We start from the raw sequence: 20,353 nt of genomic DNA on the forward strand, positions 1-20,353 counted from the left end.
GCCGCTCCGAATCAACGTAGCGCGGCGATCAGCAAGATCACATCGTTCGGCGGTGATCTCTCAGGCTGCTCGGATCGGGCTTTTTCGGCACTTTCCTCGAATCGGGCGGGGGGTGGATGCGGCGGTGGCTCACGAGCTCCGGTGGCGATGAGCACGCAAACGGATTCGCGCTTCCCCGCGGAGCCCTTTGTGCATGGCGGGGGGCGGGTGCCCCTCTCGGCGAGTTCAGCAACTGCCCGACGAGACCTTCGTCTTCAAGTCGTACTCCGGAACCACCGTGTTCGGCTGGTCGCCCGCGCCCGGGACCACGAAGGCGCCGTCGGCGGATTCGGACCGGGTGATGTGGAGGCAGAAGCCGTCGCCCGCGCCGGTGGCCGTCACCGTGTAGGAGTTCTTGTCGGCGGTCGTGACGTCGAGGGCGATGACCGGGCCCGAGCCCTTGCCCGCCTTTCGGACCTCGCTGTCGACGAGGGAGTGGTAGTCGCCCTGCGGGTCGTCGAGCTGCGGTTCCTGTTCGAGGGCGGAGGCGGCCTCGTTCACCGTGTCGCGGAGTTCGCGGTTGCTCCAGGACGTCTCGTCCGCGAGTCTGAGGCCCTTGATCCCCCAGTACGCCAGGGCTACGGCCAGGAACAGGAAGAGCGTTCGGCGCCAGCCCGGTGAGGCGTCGCGCATGCGGCCGCCCGGCCAACACCGTTCGAACCAGGCCTGGTTCACGGCGCCGAGCACTGCGAACAGCGCGCCGACCACGAGGAAGCCGATCGCCATGGCGGTCACGTGGTGCCCCCGGTGGTCCGCGCGTCACGTGCGTCGGCGTACTTGTCCAGCTCGCGCATCGCCTCGGCGTGGGCGCTCATCCGCATGCTCACGCGGCCGCTCGTGAAGAGCGCCACACCCGCGGCGGAGACCGGTACGGAGAGGCCGAGCACCAGGACGGCCTCGGGCCAGTCGCGTTCGTTCTGGCACCAATCCCCTTTGTAGATGCCGTTGTTGGCCGTGCCGGCATCGGTCAGCAGTCGTGAATCGCACTCCGCGGGGTGACGGTCGTTCGGTTCCTCGTCGACCGTGTACGGGGTGAGGAGCAGGAGCGCGCACCATGCCCACTGGAGCGTTGCCACGGCCAACAGGCCCAGCCCCCAAGCGCGTTCGCGTCCGGCCCTGTCGCGGAAGTCAAGGTCGTACTCACGTGATCGCATGGCGGTCGAACTTAGCAGCGCGCCCTGCGCGACGTCTGGTGCGCGAGGGTCACGATGTGCCGGTACAGCGCCTCGTGCCCCTCTGGCGTCGGGTGCAGGCCGTCGGTGAGGAGGTCCGGGCGGTCGCGCAGTGGCTCCCACAGGTCGAGGTGGTCGACGTCGTGGTCCGCGCACCAGGTGCGCAGCGTCGCGCGCAGGGCCAGGGCGCGGTCGCGCGTGAAGTGCAGGCCGTCGTCGGCGGGGGTGCGTGTCTCGTCGATCCAGGACGGGCCCGCCACGACGAGGCGGGCGTTGTGGCGCATCGCCGTGTCCGCCAACGAGGCCAGGGCGTCGGTGAGTTGGCGGTCCGTACGCGTACGGGGGCCGGGCAGCGCCGCGTCGTTGATGCCCGCGGCGACCAGGAGCGTGTCGGGCAGGCGCGGGCCGAGGAGCGCCGGGGTCTGCTCGCTGACGTCGGTCAGGGTGCTGCCGGGGATGGCCAGGTTGAAGAGGCGGTGGCCGGTCTCGTTCTCCGCGATGTGTGCCGCCGCGAGCCGGCCCGCCCAGCCGCCCCGCGGATCGCAGCGCCCGTACGCGATGCTGTCGCCGACGATCACGATGCGGGACGCGGGTCGCAGGGGCCGGGCGTCCAGGTAGGCCCAGGTGGTCTCCCCGGAGGTCAGGCGTACGCGGCGGCGGACGTAGTCGTCGACCTCGTACGCGTCCGCCGCCTCCAGGTCGGCGTCGGTGAGCCGCAGGGCCGCGCCCTTCACCTCGGCCCCGTGCTGTCGCACCAGCGTGAGGTGGACGTCGAGGCCGCTCGTGGCGATGACGGTCGCGTCGGTGATCCGGAGCGGTGTCGTCGTGTGGCCCGCGAGGGCCGCCGGGCGGCTCGGGACGGGGCCGCCGAACAGGGTGGCCTGGACCCGCTCGTCCAGCAGGGTGCCGAAGGAGAAGAGCAGGTGGGGGCGGGGGGTGTGCATGGCGCGGGGCGGTCCTCGGTCGAATCAGTCGTGCGGTTCGTAGTTTTGTTGAACGATTCTCTCATTCCTGGTGCGGCATGCCGAAGGGGCGTCCCGCATGTACGCGGGACGCCCCTTCACAGGCGTGCAGCTCAGCGCCGTTGAGCTGCCGAGGCCGTGACCGGAATCGAACCGGTGTGCTTCGCTTTGCAGGCGAATCCCTAAGCCACTCGGGCACACGGCCTTGATGACTTCGACCGTAGGGCCCGCCCCGGCCGCCTTCAACGGTCCCGCCGCCCCTGCAACGTGACTGCCATACGCCGTTCATGAAAGGCCCGTGCCGACGGGCGGGCGTAGGACCAAGGGACCAGTGGGAACCCCTCCTCCCGACAGGGGTCAACGATCCCTACGCCACTTACCCTGATCCGCATGACCGCCCTCGATGACGCCCCCGCACCCCTGGACGCCGCCGTCGCCGAAGTCACGGGAGCCACCGAAGGCGGCGTCCTCGGGCGGACCTACCGCGCCCTGAGCATCGGCATCGTCACCGTCGTGCTGCTCATTGCCTTCGAGGCGACCGCCGTCGGCACCGCGATGCCCGTCGCCGCACGGGAGTTGGACGGGGTGTCGCTGTACGCCTTCGCGTTCTCCGGGTACTTCACGACGTCGCTGTTCGGCATGGTGCTCGCCGGGCAGTGGGCCGACCGGCGCGGACCGCTCGGGCCGGTGGGCGCGGGGATCGCCGCGTTCGCCGCGGGGCTGCTGCTCGCCGGGACCGCCGGGAGCATGTGGATGTTCGTCGCCGGGCGGGCCGTGCAGGGGCTCGGCGGCGGGCTCGTCATCGTCGCGCTGTACGTGGTCGTCAGCCGCGCCTACCCCGCACCGCTGCGGCCCGCGATCATGGCGGCGTTCGCGGCGAGCTGGGTCGTGCCGTCCATCGTGGGGCCGCTCGCGGCGGGCACCGTCACCGAGCACCTCGGCTGGCGCTGGGTGTTCCTCGGGATCCCCGTGCTCGTCCTGCTGCCCCTCGCCCTCGCGCTGCCGCAGGTGCGGCGGCGGGCCGGCGGGCCCCCGCCCGGGGCCGGCGCCGAGAAGGGCCTCGACCGGCGGCGGATCCGGCGCGCGTTCGGGATCTCGGTGGGCGCGGGGCTGCTCCAGTACGCGGCCCAGGACCTGCGCCCGCTCGCCCTCGTGCCCGGTGTCGCCGGCGCCGCCCTCCTCGTACCGTCCGTGCTCGGGCTGCTGCCGCGCGGCACGTACCGGGCCGTGCGCGGGCTGCCGTCGGTGGTGCTGCTGCGCGGGATCGCGGCGGGGTCGTTCATCGCGGCCGAGTCGTTCGTACCGCTGATGCTGGTCACTCAGCGCGGGCTCTCGCCGACGCTCGCCGGCCTGTCGCTGGCCGCGGGCGGCGGCACGTGGGCGCTCGGGTCGTGGCTCCAGTCCCGGCCGCGGTTCGAGCCGTACCGGGAGCGGCTCGTCGCCGGGGGCATGGTGCTGGTCGCCGCCGCGATCGTCGCCGCGCCGAGCGTGCTGATCGAGGCGGTGCCGGTGTGGACCGTGGCCGTCGCGTGGGCCTTCGGGTGTCTGGGGATGGGCCTGGTCATCTCCTCCACGAGCGTGCTGCTGCTCCAGCTGTCCGCGCCCGAGGAGGCCGGGTCGAACTCGGCCGCGCTCCAGATCTCCGACGGCCTGTCCAACGTCGTGCTGCTCGCCGCCGGCGGCGCCGCGTTCGCCGCGCTCGGCGGGGGAGCGGTGGGCCACGGCGTCGCCGACGGCGCGGGCGGCTCGCACCCGGCGGCGTTCGTCGCCGTGTTCCTGCCGATGGCGGCGGTCGCGCTGGTGGGGGCGTGGGTGGCCACCCGGCTGCGCGCGGCAGAGCAGTGACGTAGCGGCGACTGCCCGTGAACGTACGCGAGTTGATCTGTGACGCGTGTCCCAACCACCCCCCGTCCGGCGTCGTCCAGCGCGCTCGTCAACACGCTCACCGGTAGGGTGGCCCGGTTGTCATACGTAGCAGTGCCGTCCAGCCTCATGTGATTCGGAGACCGTGACTACCACCGCCGCCACCAGTTCTTCCTCGTCCCACCACCTCTCGCCCGCCTTTCCCGGCCGCGCCCCCTGGGGCACCGCCAACAAGCTGCGAGCCTGGCAGCAGGGGGCGATGGAGAAGTACATCCAGGAGCAGCCGCGCGACTTCCTCGCGGTCGCGACGCCGGGCGCAGGCAAGACGACCTTCGCGCTCACCCTCGCCTCCTGGCTGCTGCACCACCACGTCGTGCAGCAGGTGACCGTGGTCGCGCCGACCGAGCACCTGAAGAAGCAGTGGGCCGAGGCGGCCGCTCGGATAGGGATCAAGCTGGACCCGGAGTACAGCGCGGGCCCGCTGAGCAAGGAGTACCAGGGCGTCGCGGTGACGTACGCGGGTGTCGGCGTACGGCCGATGCTGCACCGGAACCGGAGCGAGCAGCGCAAGACCCTCGTCATCCTCGACGAGATCCACCACGCCGGTGACTCGAAGTCGTGGGGCGAGGCCTGCCTGGAGGCGTTCGAGCCGGCCACGCGGCGCCTCGCGCTGACCGGTACGCCGTTCCGCTCCGACACCAACCCCATCCCCTTCGTCACGTACGAGGAGGGCAAGGACGGCATCAGGCGGTCCTCCGCCGACTACACGTACGGCTACGGCAGCGCGCTCGGCGACGGCGTCGTGCGGCCCGTCATCTTCCTCTCCTACAGCGGCAACATGCGCTGGCGGACCAAGGCCGGTGACGAGATCGCCGCGCGGCTCGGCGAGCCCATGACGAAGGACGCGATCAGCCAGGCCTGGCGCACCGCGCTCGACCCGCGCGGCGAGTGGATGCCGAGCGTGCTGCGCGCCGCCGACGCCCGCCTGACCGAGGTCAGGAAGGGCATCCCGGACGCGGGCGCCCTCGTCATCGCCGCCGACCAGGACTCCGCGCGCGCCTACGCCAAGCTGATCCGCGAGATCACCGGCACCAAGGCGACCGTCGTGCTCTCCGACGACGCCGGCGCCTCGAAGCGGATCGACGACTTCGCGGCGAGCGAGGACCGCTGGATGGTCGCGGTCAGGATGGTGTCGGAGGGCGTCGACGTCCCGCGGCTCGCCGTGGGCGTGTACGCGACGACGATCTCGACGCCGCTCTTCTTCGCGCAGGCCGTCGGCCGTTTCGTGCGGTCCCGGCGGCGCGGCGAGACCGCCTCCGTGTTCCTGCCCACCGTCCCCGACCTGCTCGGCTTCGCCAACGAGATGGAGGTCGAGCGCGACCACGTGCTCGACAAGCCGAAGAAGGAAGGGGAGGAGGACCCCTACGCCGAGTCCGAGAAGGAGATGGAGGAGGCGAACAAGGAGCAGGACGAGGACACCGGCGAGCAGGAGCAGTTCGCCTTCGAGGCGCTGGAGTCCGAGGCCGTCTTCGACCGTGTCCTGTACGACGGCGCCGAGTTCGGCATGCAGGCCCACCCGGGCAGCGAGGAGGAGCAGGACTACCTCGGCATCCCCGGGCTCCTCGAACCCGACCAGGTGCAGCTGCTCCTCCAGAAACGGCAGGCCCGGCAGATCGCGCACAGCAGGAAGAAGCCCGACAGCGAGGCCGATCTCCTCGAACTCCCCGCCGAGCGGCGGCCGGTGGTCTCCCACAAGGAGATGATGGAGCTGCGCAAGCAGCTCAACACGATCGTCGGCGCGTACGTGCATCAGACCGGCAAACCGCACGGCGTGATCCACACCGAACTGCGCCGGGTGTGCGGCGGTCCGCCGAGCGCCGAGGCGACGGCCGGGCAGCTGCGCCAGCGCATCGCCAAGGTCCAGGAGTGGGCGACCCGGATGAAGTGAGGCCCGCACCAAGTGCGGGCAATCACCCATAACTCCGGCCACAGGTTGACCGGATTCTGGACGGAGTCTTCCGCTCAGCGGGACGACCTCGCTACATTCCCGGCAACGCACACGCCCCGTGGCAGCGCCGCCGCGGAGCGCAGCCGGTACGTACGAAGACAGTCGTAAGCAAGACAGTCGTATGCAGCCGTAACCAGCCGTAGCGGCCGTATGCAGCCCAGCGCCTGATCACCGACCGGCGGCCTCTGACGCGCGTCGCCCACGGGACAGGCGACGCAACCGCCGCGTAGGGGGTCCGCCGACACTCACCACTAAGGAGTGGGCGTCGTGACCGCGGAGACCTCCCAGACGCTCGACCGGGGACTGCGCGTCCTCAAACTGCTCGCCGACACGGACCACGGGCTGACCGTGACCGAGCTGTCCAACAAGCTCGGTGTCAACCGCACCGTCGTCTACCGTCTGCTCGCCACGCTGGAGCAGCACGCCCTCGTCCGCCGCGACCTCGGCGGCCGCGCCCGCGTCGGACTCGGCGTGCTGCGCCTGGGCCGGCAGGTCCATCCGCTGGTGCGCGAGGCCGCGCTGCCCGCGCTGCGCTCGCTCGCCGAGGACATCGGGGCGACCGCCCATCTGACACTGGTCGACGGCAGCGAGGCACTGGCCGTGGCCGTCGTCGAGCCGACGTGGACCGACTACCACGTGGCGTACCGGACCGGGTTCCGCCACCCGCTCGACAGGGGTGCCGCGGGCCGCGCGATCCTCGCCTCGCGCCAGGGGGCCGTCGCCGAACCGGGGTACACCCTCACGCACGGGGAGCTGGAGGCCGGGGCGTCCGGTGCCGCCGCGCCGCTGCTCGGGGTCACAGGACTGGAGGGCAGCGTCGGCGTGGTGATGCTGGCGGACGCGGTGCCTGAGCGGGTGGGGCCCAGGGTGCTCGACGCCGCCCGCGAGGTCGCCGACGCGCTGCGCTGAGCCGCAGGGCGCGGCCGGCCCCGCGGCGACGCCGCACGCACCCGCCAAGATCAACCGGGCAGACGATAAGTTGGCCCCGTGCTCAATCGCCTCAGCCGCCCCGTCGCCCTCGCCCTGTGCGCGGCCCCCGTCATCGCCCTGCTGGCGGTGGCCGGGTTCGCCCCGCTGCCGTTCTCGCTCGCGCAGCCGGGGCCGACGACCGATGTGCTGGGGGAGTCGGACGGCAGGCCCGTCATCGAGATCACCGGCGCGCCGACCCGGGACACCACGGGCAAACTGCGCGCGGTGACGATCGTGGCGACCGGGCCGGACGCCGACGTGCACCTCGGTGACGTACTGGACGGATGGTTCGCCGAGGACCGGGCGGTCATGCCGCGCGACTCCGTGTACCCGGCGGGCGACTCGACCAAGGAGGTCGAGGAGCACAACAAGCAGGAGATGAAGGGGTCCCAGGACGCCGCCACCGAGGCCGCTCTCGGCTACCTCGGCGACCGGGACAAGGACATCCGCGTCAGCCTGCAACTCGGTGACGTCGGCGGGCCCAGCGCGGGCCTGCTGTTCTCGCTCGGCATCGTCGACATGCTCGACGGCGACGGCAGCGGCGGCGACCTCACCGGCGGGAAGTCGATCGCCGGTACGGGCACGATCGACGCGTCCGGCAAGGTCGGCGCCGTCGGCGGCGTCTCGCTCAAGGTGCAGGCCGCCGACCGCGACGGCGCCACCGTCTTCCTCGTACCGAAGGCGGAGTGCGCGGACGCCAAGGCCTCCGCGCCGGCGTCGATGCGGCTGATCCCGGTGACCACGCTCAAGGGCGCGGTCACCGACCTGACGAACCTGGGGAAGGGCGCGGGGAAGGTCCCCTCCTGCTGATCAGCAGGCCGGGCGCTACTCCTTGACGAAGCCCTCCTTCACCAGCCAGTCCTTCGCCACGTCGTGCGGGTCCTGCCCGTCGACGTCGACCTTCGCGTTGAGGTCCTGGGCGACGGTGTTGTCCAGCTTCTTGGTGATCGGCTCGATGACGTCGGCCATCTGCGGATACTTCTTCAGCGCCTTGGTGTTGAGCTCGGGCGCCGCGTTGTAGTTCGGGAAGAAGTGCTTGTCGTCCTCCATCACGTGGAGGTTCATCGACTTGATGCGGCCGTCGGTCGTGTACACCTCGCCGAACGTGCAACTGCCCTTCGCCGCCTGCGTGTAGATGATGCCGCTGTCCATCTGCGTGACGTTGCCGTTCGGGACGCTCATCCCGTACGCCTTCTCCATGCCGTGCAGCCCGTCGGCCCGGTTGGCGAACTCGCTCTCGACGCACAGCGTGACCGCGCCCGGGTTCGACTTCGACAGGGCGGCGACGTCGGAGAGCGTCTTCGTCCCGTACTTCTTGAAATTCGCGTCGTTCATCGCGAGCGCGTACGTGTTGTTGAGCTCGGCGGGCGGCAGCCACGTGATGCCGTTCTTGAGGTCGGCGTCGTGCACCGCCTGCCACTGCTTCTGCGGGTCGGTGATCGGATCGGAGTTGCCGAGATACGTGATCCAGGCCGTGCCCGTGTACTCGTACATGGCGTCCGCGTCACCGGACTTGATGGCCTCACGGGCGCCGACGGAGCCCTGGATGCCGGTCCGGTCGAGGACCTCCGCGCCGGCCGCCTTGAACGCGATGCCCATCATCGCGCCGAGGATCAGCTGCTCGGTGAACTCCTTCGACGTGACCGTGAGGTTGGCGCCCTTGAGCGGCTCGCCCTGCCCGATGGAGCCCGGCTTCACGTCGTCGACGAGCGGGCTGCCGCTGGTCAGGCCGCAGCCGGCGAGCAGCGCCAGACCGCTGAGCGCTGCCGCCACCGCCCGCGCCCGGTAGGTGTGCGTCATGAGCGTGCCTCCAACCCGCGCGGCCGCAACAGGAGTTCGGCCAGCGACGCCAGCCAGTCCACGAGCAGCGCGAGCGCGATCGTCAGGATCGAGCCGAGCATCAGGACGGGCATGCGCTGGTTGGTGATCCCGGTGGTGATCAGGACGCCGAGCCCGCCACCGCCGCCGAACGTGGCGAGGGTGGCCGTGCCGACGTTCAGGACGAGGGCCGTGCGCACACCGGCGAGGATCAGCGGGACCGCCAGCGGCAGTTCGACCTTGCGCAGCACGCCCATCGGCGACATGCCGATGCCGCGCGCCGCTTCGAGGAGGGTCGGGTCGTTCGCCTTCAGGCCCGCGATCGTGTTGGAGAGCACCGGCAGGATCGCGTAGATGATGATGCCGATCAGCGCCGACCTCTCGCCGATGCCCAGCCAGATGACGAGCAGCGCGAGCAGGCCGATCGCCGGGGTCGCCTGGCCCATGTTGGCGAGCGCGAGGGCGAACGGGGTCGCCTTCCTGAACGCCTTGCGGGTCAGCAGGATGCCCAGCGGGATCGCGATGATCAGCACGAAGAAGGTCGAGATCACGGTCAGGCTGATGTGCTGGCGCAGCGCCTTGCCGACCTGGCCGCCGGAGATGGCGTTCTCGGAGATCGAGTCGAGGTCCGCGTTGCGGAACCACAGCCAGGTGATCAGCAGCACGATCGCCAGGACCGCCGGCAGGAACGTCAGCTTCTGCCACGTGATGCGGCGCGGCGCCTTGTCCGGGCCCGGGGACGGCGCGGCCTCCTGCTCGCCCTCGCCGTCGTCGCGGAACGCGAGGCCCTTGACCTCGTGCTCGCCCTCGGGGCGCTCGCCGCCGTGCTTCAGGGGGCTGCTCACGCCTTCGCCTCCCCGTCGGCCGTGTCGGCGCCCTCCTGCTCCAACTGCGTCTGGTGGGCGCGCTGTTCCTCCAGCTCGTGCTGGTGCTCGACGGCTTCGAGGCGGTCGGCCTCCAGGAGTTCGTGCACGGAGTTCATGAGCGTCTCCATGTCGACGACGCCCTCGTACTCGCCGCGCCGCCCGGTCACGGCGACCCGGCCCGCGTTGTCCGTGAGCACCGCCTCCAGGGCGTCGCGCAGGGTCGCGTCCCAGGTGACCGTGTCGTGTACGAGGGTGCCCGCGCGGGCCAGGGAGCCCTTGGCGCGCATCAGGTCGCCGCGGCGCAGCCACTTGTAGGGGCGGCGGCGCTTGTCGAGGAGCAGCAGCTCGTTCGTTCCGGCCGCGCGCAGCTTGTTGAAGATGTCCTGCAACGGGTCGTCGACGCCCACCGTCGGATAGTCGGTGACCTCGACGTCCCGTACGCGGGTGAGGTTGAGGCGCTTGAGCGCCGCGCCCGCGCCGACGAAACCGGAGACGAAGTCGTCGGCCGGGTTGGTCAGGATCGCCTCGGGGGTGTCGAACTGCGCGATGTGCGACTTCTCGCGGAGCACCGCGATCCGGTCGCCGAGCTTGATCGCCTCGTCGAAGTCGTGGGTGACGAAGACGATCGTCTTGTGCAGCTCGTGCTGGAGCCGGATCAGCTCGTCCTGGAGGTGGTCGCGGGTGATCGGGTCGACGGCGCCGAACGGCTCGTCCATCAGGAGCACGGGCGGGTCGGCGGCCAACGCCCGTGCCACGCCCACGCGTTGCTGCTGTCCGCCGGAGAGCTGGCGCGGGTAGCGGCCGTGGAACTCGCCCGGGTCGAGGCCGACCAGGTCGAGCATCTCCTCGACGCGCGACTTGATCTTCGACTTGGACCAGCCGACCATCTTCGGTACGAGCGCGATGTTCTGGGCGACGGTCATGTGCGGGAAGAGTCCGGAGGACTGGATCGCGTAGCCGACCTTGCGACGCAGCTTCACCGGGTCCATGTCGGTGACGTCCTCGCCGCCGATCCGGATGCGGCCGCCGGTCGGCTCGATCAGCCGGTTGATCATCTTCAGGGTCGTCGACTTCCCGCAGCCCGACGGGCCCACGAAAATGATCAACTCGCCTGCCTTGATCTCCATGTTGACGCTGTCGACGGCCGGTTCGGACGAGCCCGGGTAGCGCTTGGTCAGGTTCTCCAGCTCGATGCTGGCCCCGGACGCCTGCGCCGCCGGCGTCTGCGCCGCGGTCTCGGTGGTGGTCTCAGACACGGATCCCCCTCGGGATGGTCAGGCGGCCGATGAGGACGTACGCGGCGTCGAAGAGCAGCGCGAGGATGATGATGCCGAGCGTGCCCGCGAGCACCTGGTTGAGCGCGTTGGCGCTGCCCAGCGAGGCGATGCCGCGGAAGATCTCGTTACCGAGGCCGGGGCCGGAGGCGTACGCGGCGATCGCGGCGATGCCGAACAGCATCTGCGTGGCCACCCGGATCCCGGTGAGGATCGGCGGCCAGGCGAGCGGCAGCTCGACCTTGAAGAGCCGGGCCGCGCGGGACATCCCGATGCCCTTGGACGCGTCGATCAGCGCGGGGTCGACGCCGCGCAGGCCCACGATCGTGTTCCGGACGACCGGCAGGAGCCCGTACAGGGTCAGCGCGATGACGGTCGGCGGGACGCCGAGTCCCACGATCGGGATCAGCACACCGATCATGGCCAGGGACGGGATGGTCAGGATGCTCGTGGTGATGTTCGTGGCCATGTTCCGCGCCCACTCGGTGCGGTACGTCACGACCCCGATGACCATGCCGATCGCGGTGGCCAGGACGGTGCACTGGAAGACCACGCTGGCGTGCTGGAAGGCGTCGGCGAGCAGCTGCTGGTGCCGGGCCACCAAGTAGTCCCAGAAGTTCATCGCGCCTCACCGCCCGGGCGGTGCTCGAAGGGCCGTCAGGAATCTCCCGACGCCTGCTCCACCAGCGGAATGATCCGCAGCGGAACGGGATTTTCCATGACGATCGCCGTGGAAGCCCGGACGATGCCATCAAAACCGACAACCCGGTCGATCACACGTTGAAGGTCCGCGTTCGAGCGGGCCACGAGCCGGCACAGCATGTCCCCGCTGCCGGTCGTCGTGTGCAGCTCCAGGACCTCGGGGACGGTCGCCAAATGGGCCCTGACGTCGGCGCCTTGCCCCTGCCGGATTTGCAGGGTCGCGAACGCCGTGACGGGGTATCCGAGCGCCGCCGGATCGACCTGCGGACCGAATCCGCGGATGACTCCGTTCGAGGTAAGCCGGTCGAGGCGGGCCTGCACGGTGCCGCGCGCGACTCCGAGGCGGCGCGACATCTCCAGGACCCCGATCCTCGGCTCCCGCGCGAGCAGCACGATCAGCCGCCCGTCGAGATGATCGATCGACATGCCCGCCTCCACGGTGGTCATCCTGTACACAAAGCCCGCGGTATCGGGCCCCGCACTGGTCAGATTGCCCAGCAAATACGCAAACTATTGCGCACCTTGTGGAACGGCGGGAGCCTCCACACATGACGCAGACCACACACTCGTCCATGCAGCAGACCCCCGACACCGCCCGGCAGGCCGACCCCTTCCCGGTCAAGGGAATGGACGCGGTCGTCTTCGCCGTGGGCAACGCCAAGCAGGCCGCGCACTACTACTCGACGGCGTTCGGCATGAAGCTCGTCGCCTACTCCGGACCGGAGAACGGCAGCCGCGAGACCGCCTCGTACGTCCTGACCAACGGAGCGGCCCGCTTCGTCTTCACCTCCGTCATCAAGGCGACGACCGACCGGGGCCGCTTCCTGGCCGACCACGTCGCCGCCCACGGCGACGGCGTCGTCGACCTCGCCATCGAGGTGCCGGACGCGCGCGCCGCGTACGCCTACGCCGTCGAGCACGGCGCCCGCGGCGTCGAGGAGCCGTACGAGACGAAGGACGAGCACGGCACCGTCGTGCGCGCCGCCATCGCCACGTACGGCAAGACCCGCCACACGCTCGTCGAGCGCACCGGCTACGACGGCCCCTACCTGCCGGGCTTCGCCGCCGCCGACCCGATCGTCGAGCCGCCGGCCAAGCGCACCTTCCAGGCGATCGACCACTGCGTCGGCAACGTCGAGCTGGGCAAGATGAACGAGTGGGTCGCCTTCTACAACAAGGTCATGGGCTTCACGAACATGAAGGAGTTCGTGGGCGACGACATCGCGACCGAGTACAGCGCGCTGATGTCGAAGGTCGTCGCGGACGGCACCCTCAAGGTGAAGTTCCCGATCAACGAGCCCGCCATCGCCAAGAAGAAGTCCCAGATCGACGAGTACCTGGAGTTCTACGGCGGCGCCGGCGTCCAGCACATCGCGCTCGCCACGAACGACATCGTGGCGTCCGTACGGACCATGCGCGCGGCGGGAGTCCAGTTCCTCGACACCCCCGACTCGTACTACGACACCCTCGGCGAGTGGGCCGGCGAGACCCGCGTGCCCGTCGAGACGCTGCGCGAGCTGAAGATCCTCGTCGACCGCGACGAGGACGGCTACCTGCTCCAGATCTTCACCAAGCCGGTCCAGGACAAGCCGACCGTCTTCTTCGAGATGATCGAGCGGCACGGCTCGATGGGCTTCGGCAAGGGCAACTTCAAGGCCCTGTTCGAGGCGATCGAGCGGGAGCAGGCGAAGCGCGGAAATCTCTGACGGTCGCGTCTAGCCTGACCGTATGGCCAGGATGAACGACGTGGGCGGCATGACAGGGTTCGGCGCCATCGACACCAGCGATGACGCCGAACCCTTCCACGCGGACTGGGAAGCCCGCGTCTTCGCGCTCCAGCGCGCGCTGCTCGTCAAGAAGGTGTTCAACCTCGACGAGTTCCGGGACGCCATCGAGACGATGCCACCCGCCGACTATCTGGCGGCCTCGTACTACGAGCGCTGGTTCCACGCCATCCGTACGCTCCTGGAGCGCAAGGGCGTCATCGAGGCGGGTGCCCTCGATGACGCGTGAACTCGCCTACGCCGCCGGGGACTTGGTCCGCACGTACCTCCACGACCCGCCGCACCACACCCGGCTGCCGCGCTACGCCCGCGGCAAGCTCGGCGTCGTCGTCGAGCCGGAGGGGCCTGCGCCGCTCGCCGACGCACGGGCCCAGGGCCGCGGGGACGACGCGCCGGTCGAGATGATCTACGCGGTGCGGTTCGCCGCACGGGAGTTGTGGGGCGAGGGCGACCACGACGTCGTCCTCGACCTGACGGAGAGCTACCTGCGGAAGGCGGAACCCGGCGATGAGCGGTGACCACGACGACGCGGTGATCTCCCGTCAGGTCCGGCTCCTGGAGAGCCTGTTGGAGGACAAGGGCATCGTCGGCGGCGACACCGTCGACGAGGTCATCGACGGATTCCTGGCCGGGGCGTCCCCGCTCAACGGGGCGAAGGTGGTGGCCCGCGCCTGGACCGACCCCGCCTTCAAGGAGCGGCTCCTCGCGGACGGCGCGGCGGCGGTCGCCGAACTCGGCTTCGCGTCGGGCGGCGTCCAGCACCAGCGCCTGCGCGTCGCCGAGAACACGGAATCCGTCCACAACGTCATCGTGTGCACCCTCTGCTCCTGCTACCCGCTGCGCCTGCTGGGCCCGTCGCCGGGCTGGTACAAGAGCGAGGCGTACCGGTCGCGGGTGGTCCGGGAGCCGCGCGCGGTCCTCGCGGAGTTCGGCGTGACGCTGCCGGAGGAGGTCCGGATCACGGTGTGGGACTCCAGCGCGGAGACCCGCTACATGGTCCTGCCGAGGCGTCCCGCGGGGAGCGGTGATCTGGGCGAGGCGGAACTGGCCGAACTGGTCACGCGGAACGGGCTCATTGGGACGGCGCTGGTGTGACCGTGGTCGCGTTCGTCTGCGGGTGAGTGGGGGCTGGTCGCGCAGTTCCCCGCGCCCCTGAAACGCAGGCGCTTCGCGTCGCATTCCCCGACGCGAACGCGCCCTATGAGATGCCGCACCGAAGGTGCGCATCTCAGGGGCGCGGGGCTGTGACATCAGCGGCTCCGCCACGGGGCGCGACCAGCCACGACGCGACCCGCACCCGCCCACGCGCCACACCCCTCAACGGCGCTTCGGCGGGACCTGCTTCCGCGCGGGCGCGAAGACCTTGGGCTTGGGGGGCCACATCTGCTCGGGCCCACCCTCCGGCGGCTCCCCCAAGGACTCCAGCGCCTCCCGGGCCCGCGGAGCGAACAGCGGGGAGAACGTCGGGTTGATCCGCAGCGCCTCGCCGATGTGCCGCCGGGCGGGCCCGTACAGGCCCAACTCGCGCTCCACAGCGCCCCGGTGATACATGATCAGGGCCGAGCGGACCGTCCCGCCCTTCTGCCGGTCCGTGGCCCGCCGCAACAGCCCGATCGCCTCGTCGTCGTCCCCGGCCCGATGCAGCGCCCACCCGAGCGCATCCGCGGCCGCCACGCTCGGCGCCCGCTTCCACTCGGCCCGGAGCCGTTCGACCGCCGCGTCCGCGTCCCCGTGGTCCGCCTCGAAGCGGCCGAGGACGAGCGCGTCGTCCACCCCGTGCGCGCTCTGGAGAGCGGCCCGCGCCCGCAGCACGCCGTACTGGGCGCGCGCCTCCTTGCCGAGGCCGAGCGACTCGTACAACTCGCCCAGTTCCAGGGCGTATTCGGGCGCGGGCCGCTTGGCCAGAGCCCGCTGGTAGGCCTGCGTCGCCAGTGCCGTACGGCCGAGGGAGGCGAGCGCACGGCCGCGCCCCGCGAGCGCCGCGTGGCAGTCCGGGTCGGCGGCGAGGGCCGCGTCGAAGTGGTGCAGCGCGTCCGCCGCCTCACCCCGCTCCCACGCCAGGTCCCCGGCGCGCAGCAGCAGCGCCGCCTGCTCGGCCGGTGTCGAGGCGCGCGCCGCCGCGTCGGACAGGACCGCGGCCGCGTCCTCGCGCCAGCCCCGGTCCCGGTAGACGGCCGCCGTGCGCAGCGTCAGCGCCGTGCCGGACGTCAGCTCGGACAGCTTCTCCAGGGTGCGGCCGGCGGCCTTGTAGTCGCCGAGCCCCTGATAGGCGTCGACCAGACCGGAGTACGCCGGCCAGCGGCCCGGCGCGAGCTTCACCGCGGCCTCGCCCCACTTCTTGGCGCCGGGCCAGTCGCCCCGCGCGGCGGCCAGCGCGGCGAGTCCGTCGAGCGCCTCCACGTTCCCCTTCGGCCGCGCGGCGAGCGAACTGCGCAGCGCCCGCTCGGCCTTGGGGTAGTAGGCCGAGTCGGCGGTCCGCGCCCCGCGCTCCACGTAGGCGGCCCCGAGCGCCGCCCACGTACGGTCGTCGCGCGGGTTCGCGCGCAGCTGCGCCTCCCGCTCCGCGATCAGCGCGCTCAGGTCCGGCAGCGAGGCCGGTGCCCCGGCCGCCGCCGCGATCACCGCACGGCCCGCGGGCCCCGGCAGCGCCGGCGGCGCGGGCGCCTCGTCCGGCAGCAGGACGAGCACACCCCCGAGCACCACGCACCCGGCGACGGACGCGACGAGGGCGCGCCTGACGGCGGGGGAGAGGCGTCGGCCGCCGGCCTGCGGCGCCTCGTCCGCCGCGGGCGGCACGTCTTGAACCGAGTTGGCCGAGTCGACCGGGTTGACCGAGTTGTTCATGGCGCTCACTCTGCGTCAATGTGCGTCAATACGAAGAGCACACGGGGGAGGGCCGCAGACGGGTTCACACCGATGGCCCCGAGTGCGACGCTGTGATCATGAGCCGCACCCTCATCGAACAGCTCCGGGCGGACCTCGCGCAGGGCCTGCCGGCCGAAGCGATCGTCACCGACCCCGACATCACCGCGTCCTACGCCCACGACATGGCGAGCTTCTGCGACGCGGGGGCTCCCGCGGTCGTCGTCCTGCCGCGCACCGTCGAAGAGGTCCAGCACGTGATGCGCACGGCCACCGCGCTGCGCGTCCCCGTCGTCCCGCAGGGCGCCCGCACGGGCCTGTCGGGCGGCGCCAACGCGACCGACGGCTGCATCGTGCTGTCCCTCGTCAAGATGGACCGCATCCTGGAGATCAGCCCCGTCGACCGGATCGCGGTCGTCGAGCCGGGCGTCATCAACGCCACGCTGTCCCGCGCGGTCAACGAGCACGGCCTGTACTACCCGCCGGACCCCTCCAGCTGGGAGATGTGCACCATCGGCGGGAACATCGGCACCGCCTCCGGCGGCCTGTGCTGTGTGAAGTACGGAGTGACGGCGGAGTACGTGCTCGGGCTCGACGTCGTCCTCGCCGACGGCCGCCTGCTGTCCACCGGCCGGCGTACCGCGAAGGGTGTCGCGGGCTACGACCTCACCCGGCTCTTCGTCGGCTCCGAGGGCAGCCTCGGTATCGTGGTCAAGGCGACCCTGGCGCTCAAGCCGCAGCCGCCCCAACAGCTCGTCCTGGCCGCCGAGTTCGCGTCCGCGGCGGCCGCCTGCGACGCCGTCTGCCGGATCATGGAGGGCGGCCACGTCCCTTCACTCCTCGAACTGATGGACCGTACGACGGTGAAGGCCGTCAACGACATGGCGCACATGGGGCTGCCGGAGACCACGGAGGCCCTCCTCCTCGCCGCCTTCGACACCCCGGACCCGGCGTCCGACCTCGCCGCCGTCGGCGCCCTGTGCGAAGCGGCCGGGGCCACCCAGGTCGTGCCCGCCGAGGACGCCGCCGAGTCCGAACTCCTGCTCCAGGCGCGACGGTTGTCGCTCACCGCCCTCGAAGCGGTCAAGGGCACGACGATGATCGACGACGTGTGCGTGCCGCGCTCCAAGCTCGGCGAACTCCTCGAAGGCGTCGAGCGGATCGCCGACAAGTACGCCCTGACCATCGGTGTCTGCGCCCACGCGGGCGACGGCAACACCCACCCCACCGTCTGCTTCGACGCGCAGGACGCCGACGAGGGCCGGCGCGCCCGTGAGTCCTTCGACGAGATCATGGCGCTCGGCCTCGAGCTCGGCGGCACGATCACCGGCGAGCACGGCGTGGGCGTCCTGAAGAAGGAGTGGCTGGCGCGCGAGCTGGGTCCGGTCGGCGTGGAGATGCAGCAGGCGGTGAAGGCGGCCTTCGACCCGCTGGGGCTGCTCAACCCCGGCAAGCTGTTCACGTAGCGCCGCCGGACGTCACGTAGCGCCCGCATAAAGGACGAATGCCTCATGTGCCGGAGTGCAGTGCGGCGGCACCCTGGATGCATGAGCCTCAGCAAGAACAAGTCCCACGCCCTGCGCAACCGGAAGCTCGGCGCCGCCGTCCTGGCCGGCGCTCTCGCCGTCGCCTCCCTGGGGCTGGCGGTCGGCACCGCCACCGCCTCGGCGCCCCCGGCCGGGACCCGGGCCTCGGCGTCGCAGGACCCCGCGGCCTGACGCCTCCATCCGCTCACCGCTCGTCGGACGACGACTCGTCCGACGGCCACGGGTCGCGCAGGTAGAGGTCGTCGGCCGGGGTGACAGCGAGCAGCTCGGCGAGGCCGTCGTCGATGCCGAGCCGCTCGGCCTCAGAGCCCGGAGGGACCACCCGCAGAGTCCGCTCCAGCCAGGCCGAGACCTGTGCCGCGGGCGCTTCGAGCAGCGCGTCGCCGTCCGGTGAACTCAGCGCCATCAGGACGACACTGCGGCCGTCCGACTTCGTCGGCCACACCCGCACGTCCCCGTGCCCGCACGGCCGGAACACCCCCTCCACGAGCAGCTCGCGCGCGAAGGTCCAGTTGACCGGGTGCTCGGAGCCGATGTGGAAGGCGATGTGGACGGCGTACGGGTCGTCGGTGCGGTAGGTCAGCCGGGCCGGTACCGGGATGCTTCGCTCGGGCGACAACACCAGATTCAGCTCGAGTTCGCGTTCCACCACGGAGTGCATGTCGTGCCTTCCCCTTCGTTCGTACGGTCCCCGGAGCGGGCCCGTGCAAGGAGAGAGCGCGATGTCCCCGCCGCATTACGCGAGTTCGGAGAAGAATTTTTTCCGGCCGTCGGGGCAGGGGTCCCGAGAGCCGTTCCGAGGACTTCCGTTGCCCGGAAAGTGGTGTGTAACCGCGGACCGGCACGGGCGGGCGCGGCCGTCTGATAGACGTAGAGGCCACAACAAGACCCCCGAGCAGATACGGGACGACGGACATGAGCGCCCCAACCCCGGCCCCCGGCGACGACAGGCCCCGCGAAGGCTACTACCCCGATCCGTCCATTCCCGGATATGTCCGGTACTGGAACGGAGCCGCCTGGGTCCCCGGCACCTCCCGCCCCGCCCCGTCCGACGGCGAACCCCTGCCGGCCCCGCCGGGCGCGCGTCCCGCCCCGGCCGCGGCGCAGGCTCCGGCTTCGGCGCCGGTTTCGGTGCCGCCGGCCGAGGAGACGGGCCCCGTCTTCCTCGACGAGGAGCCCTCGGTCCGTACGGAGACGGGCGCCGACGACCCGGCCTCGCCCGAGCCCGCCACCGCCTGGCAGGCCACCACCTCGCAGCAGACCGGCTTCGGCGGTGAGCAGGACCGCCGCGTCTCCTGGGGCGCGGGGCCCGAGGAGGAGCGGCCCGAGCCGGCCGAGCGCACCGACGGGACCGTCGCGATCCGTGCGGTGCGCCCCGGCGCGGACCGGGCGCCGAAGACGGACGGCACCATGACGATCCGCGCGGTGCCGCCGCAGTCCTCGCAACGCCAGGCCCCGCCGCAGCCGCAGCCGCAGCCGCAGACCCCGGCCCAGCCGCAGACCCCGGCCCAGACGCAGCGCCCGGCCCAGTCCCAGGCTCCGGCGCAAGCACAGCGCCCGGCCCAGGCGCAGCCCCCGGCGCAAGCACAGCGCCCGGCCCAGCCCCAGGCCCACGCTGCCGCCCCGGCTCCGGCGCAGCCCAAGCCCGCTCCGGCGGATCCGCGCGTCGCCCAGCCCGCACCGCAGCCCGCGTACGGCTACCCACCGCAGCAGCAGACCGCGCTTCCCACGCCCGTCACGCAGGGGCCCGGCGGCGGTTCGGCGTCCTGGGCGCAGCAGGTGCACCAGCTCGCGGGCCCGGGCCCGGCGCAGGCTCCTGCCCCCGCGGCCGCCGAGCCCGAGGGTCCGTTCACCCCGTTCAAGCCCGTCGCCAACGACCCGTTCCTCGCCGCCGCGCAGGCGCAGGCCTCCGCGCGCCCGGCGGGCCTCGGAAAGCGGTTCGTGGCCCGGCTCATCGACTCGCTCGTCCTGGGTGCGATCACCGCGGCGGCCGCCGTGCCGCTCGGCACCAAGGCCGTCGACCATGTCGACGAGAAGATCGACGCGGCGAAGGCCTCCGGCCGGCAGGTCACCGTCTGGCTGCTCGACGGCACCACGGCGACGTACCTCGGCATCGTGCTCGCCGTGCTGCTCGTCGCCGGTGTCCTCTACGAGGCGCTGCCGACGGCGAAGTGGGGGCGCACGCTCGGCAAGAAGCTGATGGGGCTCCGCGTGCGGGAGATCGAGGGCAGCGACGCGCCCTCGTTCGGGGCGTCGCTCAAGAGGTGGCTCGTCTACAGCGTGCCGGGGGTGCTGGCCGTCGGGATCCTCGGCGTGCTCTGGGGCCTCTTCGACCGGCCGTGGCGCCAGTGCCTCCACGACAAGGTGGCCGGCACGTTCGTGGCGGGCTGAGCGAGGTTCCCTCTGCGGGTGAGCGGGGGTTGCTCGCGCCCTGCGGCGGAGCCGCTCATGACACAGCCCCGCGCCCCTGAAGGCTTGCGGCTTCGC

21 protein-coding genes and 1 tRNA gene are annotated in these 20,353 nt (G+C 71.6%); 11 read left to right on the forward strand and 11 right to left on the reverse strand.

All coding sequences use genetic code 11. From position 1 onward, the window contains the following. Positions 1–225: 225 nt before the first annotated feature. The 4 genes from AB0L37_RS08640 to AB0L37_RS08655 form a co-directional block, all read right to left on the reverse strand. Positions 226–774, reverse strand: a complete 549-nt coding sequence (locus tag AB0L37_RS08640) for a hypothetical protein (RefSeq protein ID WP_365501784.1) — start codon at positions 772–774, stop codon at positions 226–228. After that, on the reverse strand, positions 771–1,193 hold the full coding sequence (locus AB0L37_RS08645) for a hypothetical protein (protein WP_365501786.1): 423 nt from the start codon (positions 1,191–1,193) through the stop codon (positions 771–773). The genes AB0L37_RS08640 and AB0L37_RS08645 overlap by 4 nt, the downstream gene beginning before the upstream one ends. Before the next feature lie 11 nt (positions 1,194–1,204). Beyond that, a complete protein-coding gene (locus AB0L37_RS08650) occupies positions 1,205–2,155 on the reverse strand; it encodes a GDSL-type esterase/lipase family protein (RefSeq protein WP_365501788.1) in 951 nt (316 codons plus the stop codon). A gap of 151 nt (positions 2,156–2,306) precedes the next feature. Then, a tRNA-Cys gene (locus AB0L37_RS08655) sits at positions 2,307–2,378 on the reverse strand. 185 nt (positions 2,379–2,563) lie between these two features. Between AB0L37_RS08655 and AB0L37_RS08660 the strand changes: the two genes are divergently transcribed. The 4 genes from AB0L37_RS08660 to AB0L37_RS08675 all read left to right on the forward strand — a co-directional run bounded on the left by AB0L37_RS08660 (position 2,564) and on the right by AB0L37_RS08675 (position 7,823). Continuing rightward, on the forward strand, positions 2,564–4,018 hold the full coding sequence (locus AB0L37_RS08660) for an MFS transporter (RefSeq protein WP_365501790.1): 1,455 nt from the start codon (positions 2,564–2,566) through the stop codon (positions 4,016–4,018). A gap of 163 nt (positions 4,019–4,181) precedes the next feature. After that, the gene (locus tag AB0L37_RS08665) at positions 4,182–5,984 is read left to right on the forward strand and encodes a DEAD/DEAH box helicase (protein WP_365501792.1); all 1,803 of its coding nucleotides are present in this window, start codon (positions 4,182–4,184) and stop codon (positions 5,982–5,984) included. Positions 5,985–6,311: 327 nt separating this feature from the next. Continuing rightward, on the forward strand, positions 6,312–6,953 hold the full coding sequence (locus tag AB0L37_RS08670) for a helix-turn-helix domain-containing protein (RefSeq protein WP_365501794.1): 642 nt from the start codon (positions 6,312–6,314) through the stop codon (positions 6,951–6,953). Between the two features lie 78 nt (positions 6,954–7,031). Beyond that, positions 7,032–7,823: a S16 family serine protease gene (locus AB0L37_RS08675; protein ID WP_365501796.1), complete on the forward strand. Its 792-nt coding sequence runs from the start codon at positions 7,032–7,034 to the stop codon at positions 7,821–7,823. A 15-nt stretch (positions 7,824–7,838) separates the two neighbouring features. On the opposite strand, the gene AB0L37_RS08680 is transcribed toward AB0L37_RS08675, so the two are convergent. The 5 genes from AB0L37_RS08680 to AB0L37_RS08700 are packed head-to-tail and all read right to left on the reverse strand — an operon-like array spanning position 7,839 to position 12,099. Then, on the reverse strand, positions 7,839–8,813 hold the full coding sequence (locus AB0L37_RS08680) for a glycine betaine ABC transporter substrate-binding protein (RefSeq protein ID WP_365501798.1): 975 nt from the start codon (positions 8,811–8,813) through the stop codon (positions 7,839–7,841). Continuing rightward, positions 8,810–9,676 carry an ABC transporter permease gene (locus AB0L37_RS08685; RefSeq protein WP_365501800.1) on the reverse strand — a complete coding sequence of 289 codons (867 nt, stop codon included), beginning with the start codon at positions 9,674–9,676 and terminating at the stop codon, positions 8,810–8,812. The genes AB0L37_RS08680 and AB0L37_RS08685 overlap by 4 nt, the downstream gene beginning before the upstream one ends. Continuing rightward, positions 9,673–10,953 carry a betaine/proline/choline family ABC transporter ATP-binding protein gene (locus AB0L37_RS08690; RefSeq protein WP_365501802.1) on the reverse strand — a complete coding sequence of 427 codons (1,281 nt, stop codon included), beginning with the start codon at positions 10,951–10,953 and terminating at the stop codon, positions 9,673–9,675. Before AB0L37_RS08690 ends, AB0L37_RS08685 begins: the two co-directional genes overlap by 4 nt. Continuing rightward, entirely contained in the window at positions 10,946–11,593 is a 648-nt protein-coding gene (locus tag AB0L37_RS08695; protein WP_365501804.1) for an ABC transporter permease, read from the reverse strand. The genes AB0L37_RS08690 and AB0L37_RS08695 overlap by 8 nt, the downstream gene beginning before the upstream one ends. Before the next feature lie 35 nt (positions 11,594–11,628). Beyond that, positions 11,629–12,099: an Lrp/AsnC family transcriptional regulator gene (locus AB0L37_RS08700; RefSeq protein WP_365502113.1), complete on the reverse strand. Its 471-nt coding sequence runs from the start codon at positions 12,097–12,099 to the stop codon at positions 11,629–11,631. A 122-nt stretch (positions 12,100–12,221) separates the two neighbouring features. Between AB0L37_RS08700 and hppD the strand changes: the two genes are divergently transcribed. From hppD to nthA, 4 genes are read left to right on the forward strand one after another with little or no spacing between them, the layout of a single operon-like run. Continuing rightward, complete coding sequence (hppD, locus tag AB0L37_RS08705; protein ID WP_365501806.1) at positions 12,222–13,379, forward strand: 4-hydroxyphenylpyruvate dioxygenase; 1,158 nt, start codon at positions 12,222–12,224, stop codon at positions 13,377–13,379. Between the two features lie 22 nt (positions 13,380–13,401). Next, the gene (locus tag AB0L37_RS08710; RefSeq protein WP_365501808.1) at positions 13,402–13,686 is read left to right on the forward strand and encodes a hypothetical protein; all 285 of its coding nucleotides are present in this window, start codon (positions 13,402–13,404) and stop codon (positions 13,684–13,686) included. Beyond that, positions 13,676–13,975: an SH3-like domain-containing protein gene (locus tag AB0L37_RS08715; protein WP_365501810.1), complete on the forward strand. Its 300-nt coding sequence runs from the start codon at positions 13,676–13,678 to the stop codon at positions 13,973–13,975. The genes AB0L37_RS08710 and AB0L37_RS08715 overlap by 11 nt, the downstream gene beginning before the upstream one ends. After that, on the forward strand, positions 13,965–14,552 hold the full coding sequence (nthA, locus tag AB0L37_RS08720) for a nitrile hydratase subunit alpha (RefSeq protein ID WP_365501812.1): 588 nt from the start codon (positions 13,965–13,967) through the stop codon (positions 14,550–14,552). The genes AB0L37_RS08715 and nthA overlap by 11 nt, the downstream gene beginning before the upstream one ends. Before the next feature lie 222 nt (positions 14,553–14,774). Here nthA and AB0L37_RS08725 read toward each other — a convergent pair whose 3' ends face one another. Next, a complete protein-coding gene (locus AB0L37_RS08725) occupies positions 14,775–16,301 on the reverse strand; it encodes a tetratricopeptide repeat protein (RefSeq protein WP_365501814.1) in 1,527 nt (508 codons plus the stop codon). A gap of 98 nt (positions 16,302–16,399) precedes the next feature. On the opposite strand from AB0L37_RS08725, the gene AB0L37_RS08730 reads away from it, so the two are divergent. Next, positions 16,400–17,785 carry an FAD-linked oxidase C-terminal domain-containing protein gene (locus AB0L37_RS08730; RefSeq protein WP_365501816.1) on the forward strand — a complete coding sequence of 462 codons (1,386 nt, stop codon included), beginning with the start codon at positions 16,400–16,402 and terminating at the stop codon, positions 17,783–17,785. A gap of 81 nt (positions 17,786–17,866) precedes the next feature. Beyond that, complete coding sequence (locus AB0L37_RS08735) at positions 17,867–18,037, forward strand: hypothetical protein (protein ID WP_365501818.1); 171 nt, start codon at positions 17,867–17,869, stop codon at positions 18,035–18,037. A 13-nt stretch (positions 18,038–18,050) separates the two neighbouring features. Here the strand turns inward: AB0L37_RS08735 and AB0L37_RS08740 are convergent, their stop codons facing one another. Beyond that, a complete protein-coding gene (locus tag AB0L37_RS08740) occupies positions 18,051–18,527 on the reverse strand; it encodes an SsgA family sporulation/cell division regulator (protein ID WP_365501820.1) in 477 nt (158 codons plus the stop codon). Between the two features lie 254 nt (positions 18,528–18,781). Between AB0L37_RS08740 and AB0L37_RS08745 the strand changes: the two genes are divergently transcribed. Further along, a complete protein-coding gene (locus AB0L37_RS08745; RefSeq protein WP_365501822.1) occupies positions 18,782–20,257 on the forward strand; it encodes an RDD family protein in 1,476 nt (491 codons plus the stop codon). Positions 20,258–20,353 lie beyond the last annotated feature (96 nt).

The sequence above is a fragment of the Streptomyces sp. NPDC052225 genome, from assembly GCF_040679615.1.
Classification (GTDB): domain Bacteria; phylum Actinomycetota; class Actinomycetes; order Streptomycetales; family Streptomycetaceae; genus Streptomyces.

Excerpts from the sequence above, each read along its gene's own strand:
- AB0L37_RS08645 (WP_365501786.1), bottom strand. The coding sequence starts at position 1,193 with ATGCGATCACGTGAGTACGACCTTGACTTCCGCGACAGGGCCGGACGC.
- AB0L37_RS08650 (WP_365501788.1), bottom strand. The coding sequence starts at position 2,155 with ATGCACACCCCCCGCCCCCACCTGCTCTTCTCCTTCGGCACCCTGCTG.
- AB0L37_RS08660 (WP_365501790.1), top strand. The coding sequence starts at position 2,564 with ATGACCGCCCTCGATGACGCCCCCGCACCCCTGGACGCCGCCGTCGCC.
- AB0L37_RS08680 (WP_365501798.1), bottom strand. The coding sequence starts at position 8,813 with ATGACGCACACCTACCGGGCGCGGGCGGTGGCGGCAGCGCTCAGCGGT.
- AB0L37_RS08695 (WP_365501804.1), bottom strand. The coding sequence starts at position 11,593 with ATGAACTTCTGGGACTACTTGGTGGCCCGGCACCAGCAGCTGCTCGCC.
- AB0L37_RS08700 (WP_365502113.1), bottom strand. The coding sequence starts at position 12,099 with ATGTCGATCGATCATCTCGACGGGCGGCTGATCGTGCTGCTCGCGCGG.
- hppD (WP_365501806.1), top strand. The coding sequence starts at position 12,222 with ATGACGCAGACCACACACTCGTCCATGCAGCAGACCCCCGACACCGCC.
- AB0L37_RS08710 (WP_365501808.1), top strand. The coding sequence starts at position 13,402 with ATGGCCAGGATGAACGACGTGGGCGGCATGACAGGGTTCGGCGCCATC.
- AB0L37_RS08715 (WP_365501810.1), top strand. The coding sequence starts at position 13,676 with ATGACGCGTGAACTCGCCTACGCCGCCGGGGACTTGGTCCGCACGTAC.
- nthA (WP_365501812.1), top strand. The coding sequence starts at position 13,965 with ATGAGCGGTGACCACGACGACGCGGTGATCTCCCGTCAGGTCCGGCTC.
- AB0L37_RS08725 (WP_365501814.1), bottom strand. The coding sequence starts at position 16,301 with ATGAACAACTCGGTCAACCCGGTCGACTCGGCCAACTCGGTTCAAGAC.
- AB0L37_RS08730 (WP_365501816.1), top strand. The coding sequence starts at position 16,400 with ATGAGCCGCACCCTCATCGAACAGCTCCGGGCGGACCTCGCGCAGGGC.
- AB0L37_RS08735 (WP_365501818.1), top strand. The coding sequence starts at position 17,867 with ATGAGCCTCAGCAAGAACAAGTCCCACGCCCTGCGCAACCGGAAGCTC.
- AB0L37_RS08740 (WP_365501820.1), bottom strand. The coding sequence starts at position 18,527 with ATGCACTCCGTGGTGGAACGCGAACTCGAGCTGAATCTGGTGTTGTCG.
- AB0L37_RS08745 (WP_365501822.1), top strand. The coding sequence starts at position 18,782 with ATGAGCGCCCCAACCCCGGCCCCCGGCGACGACAGGCCCCGCGAAGGC.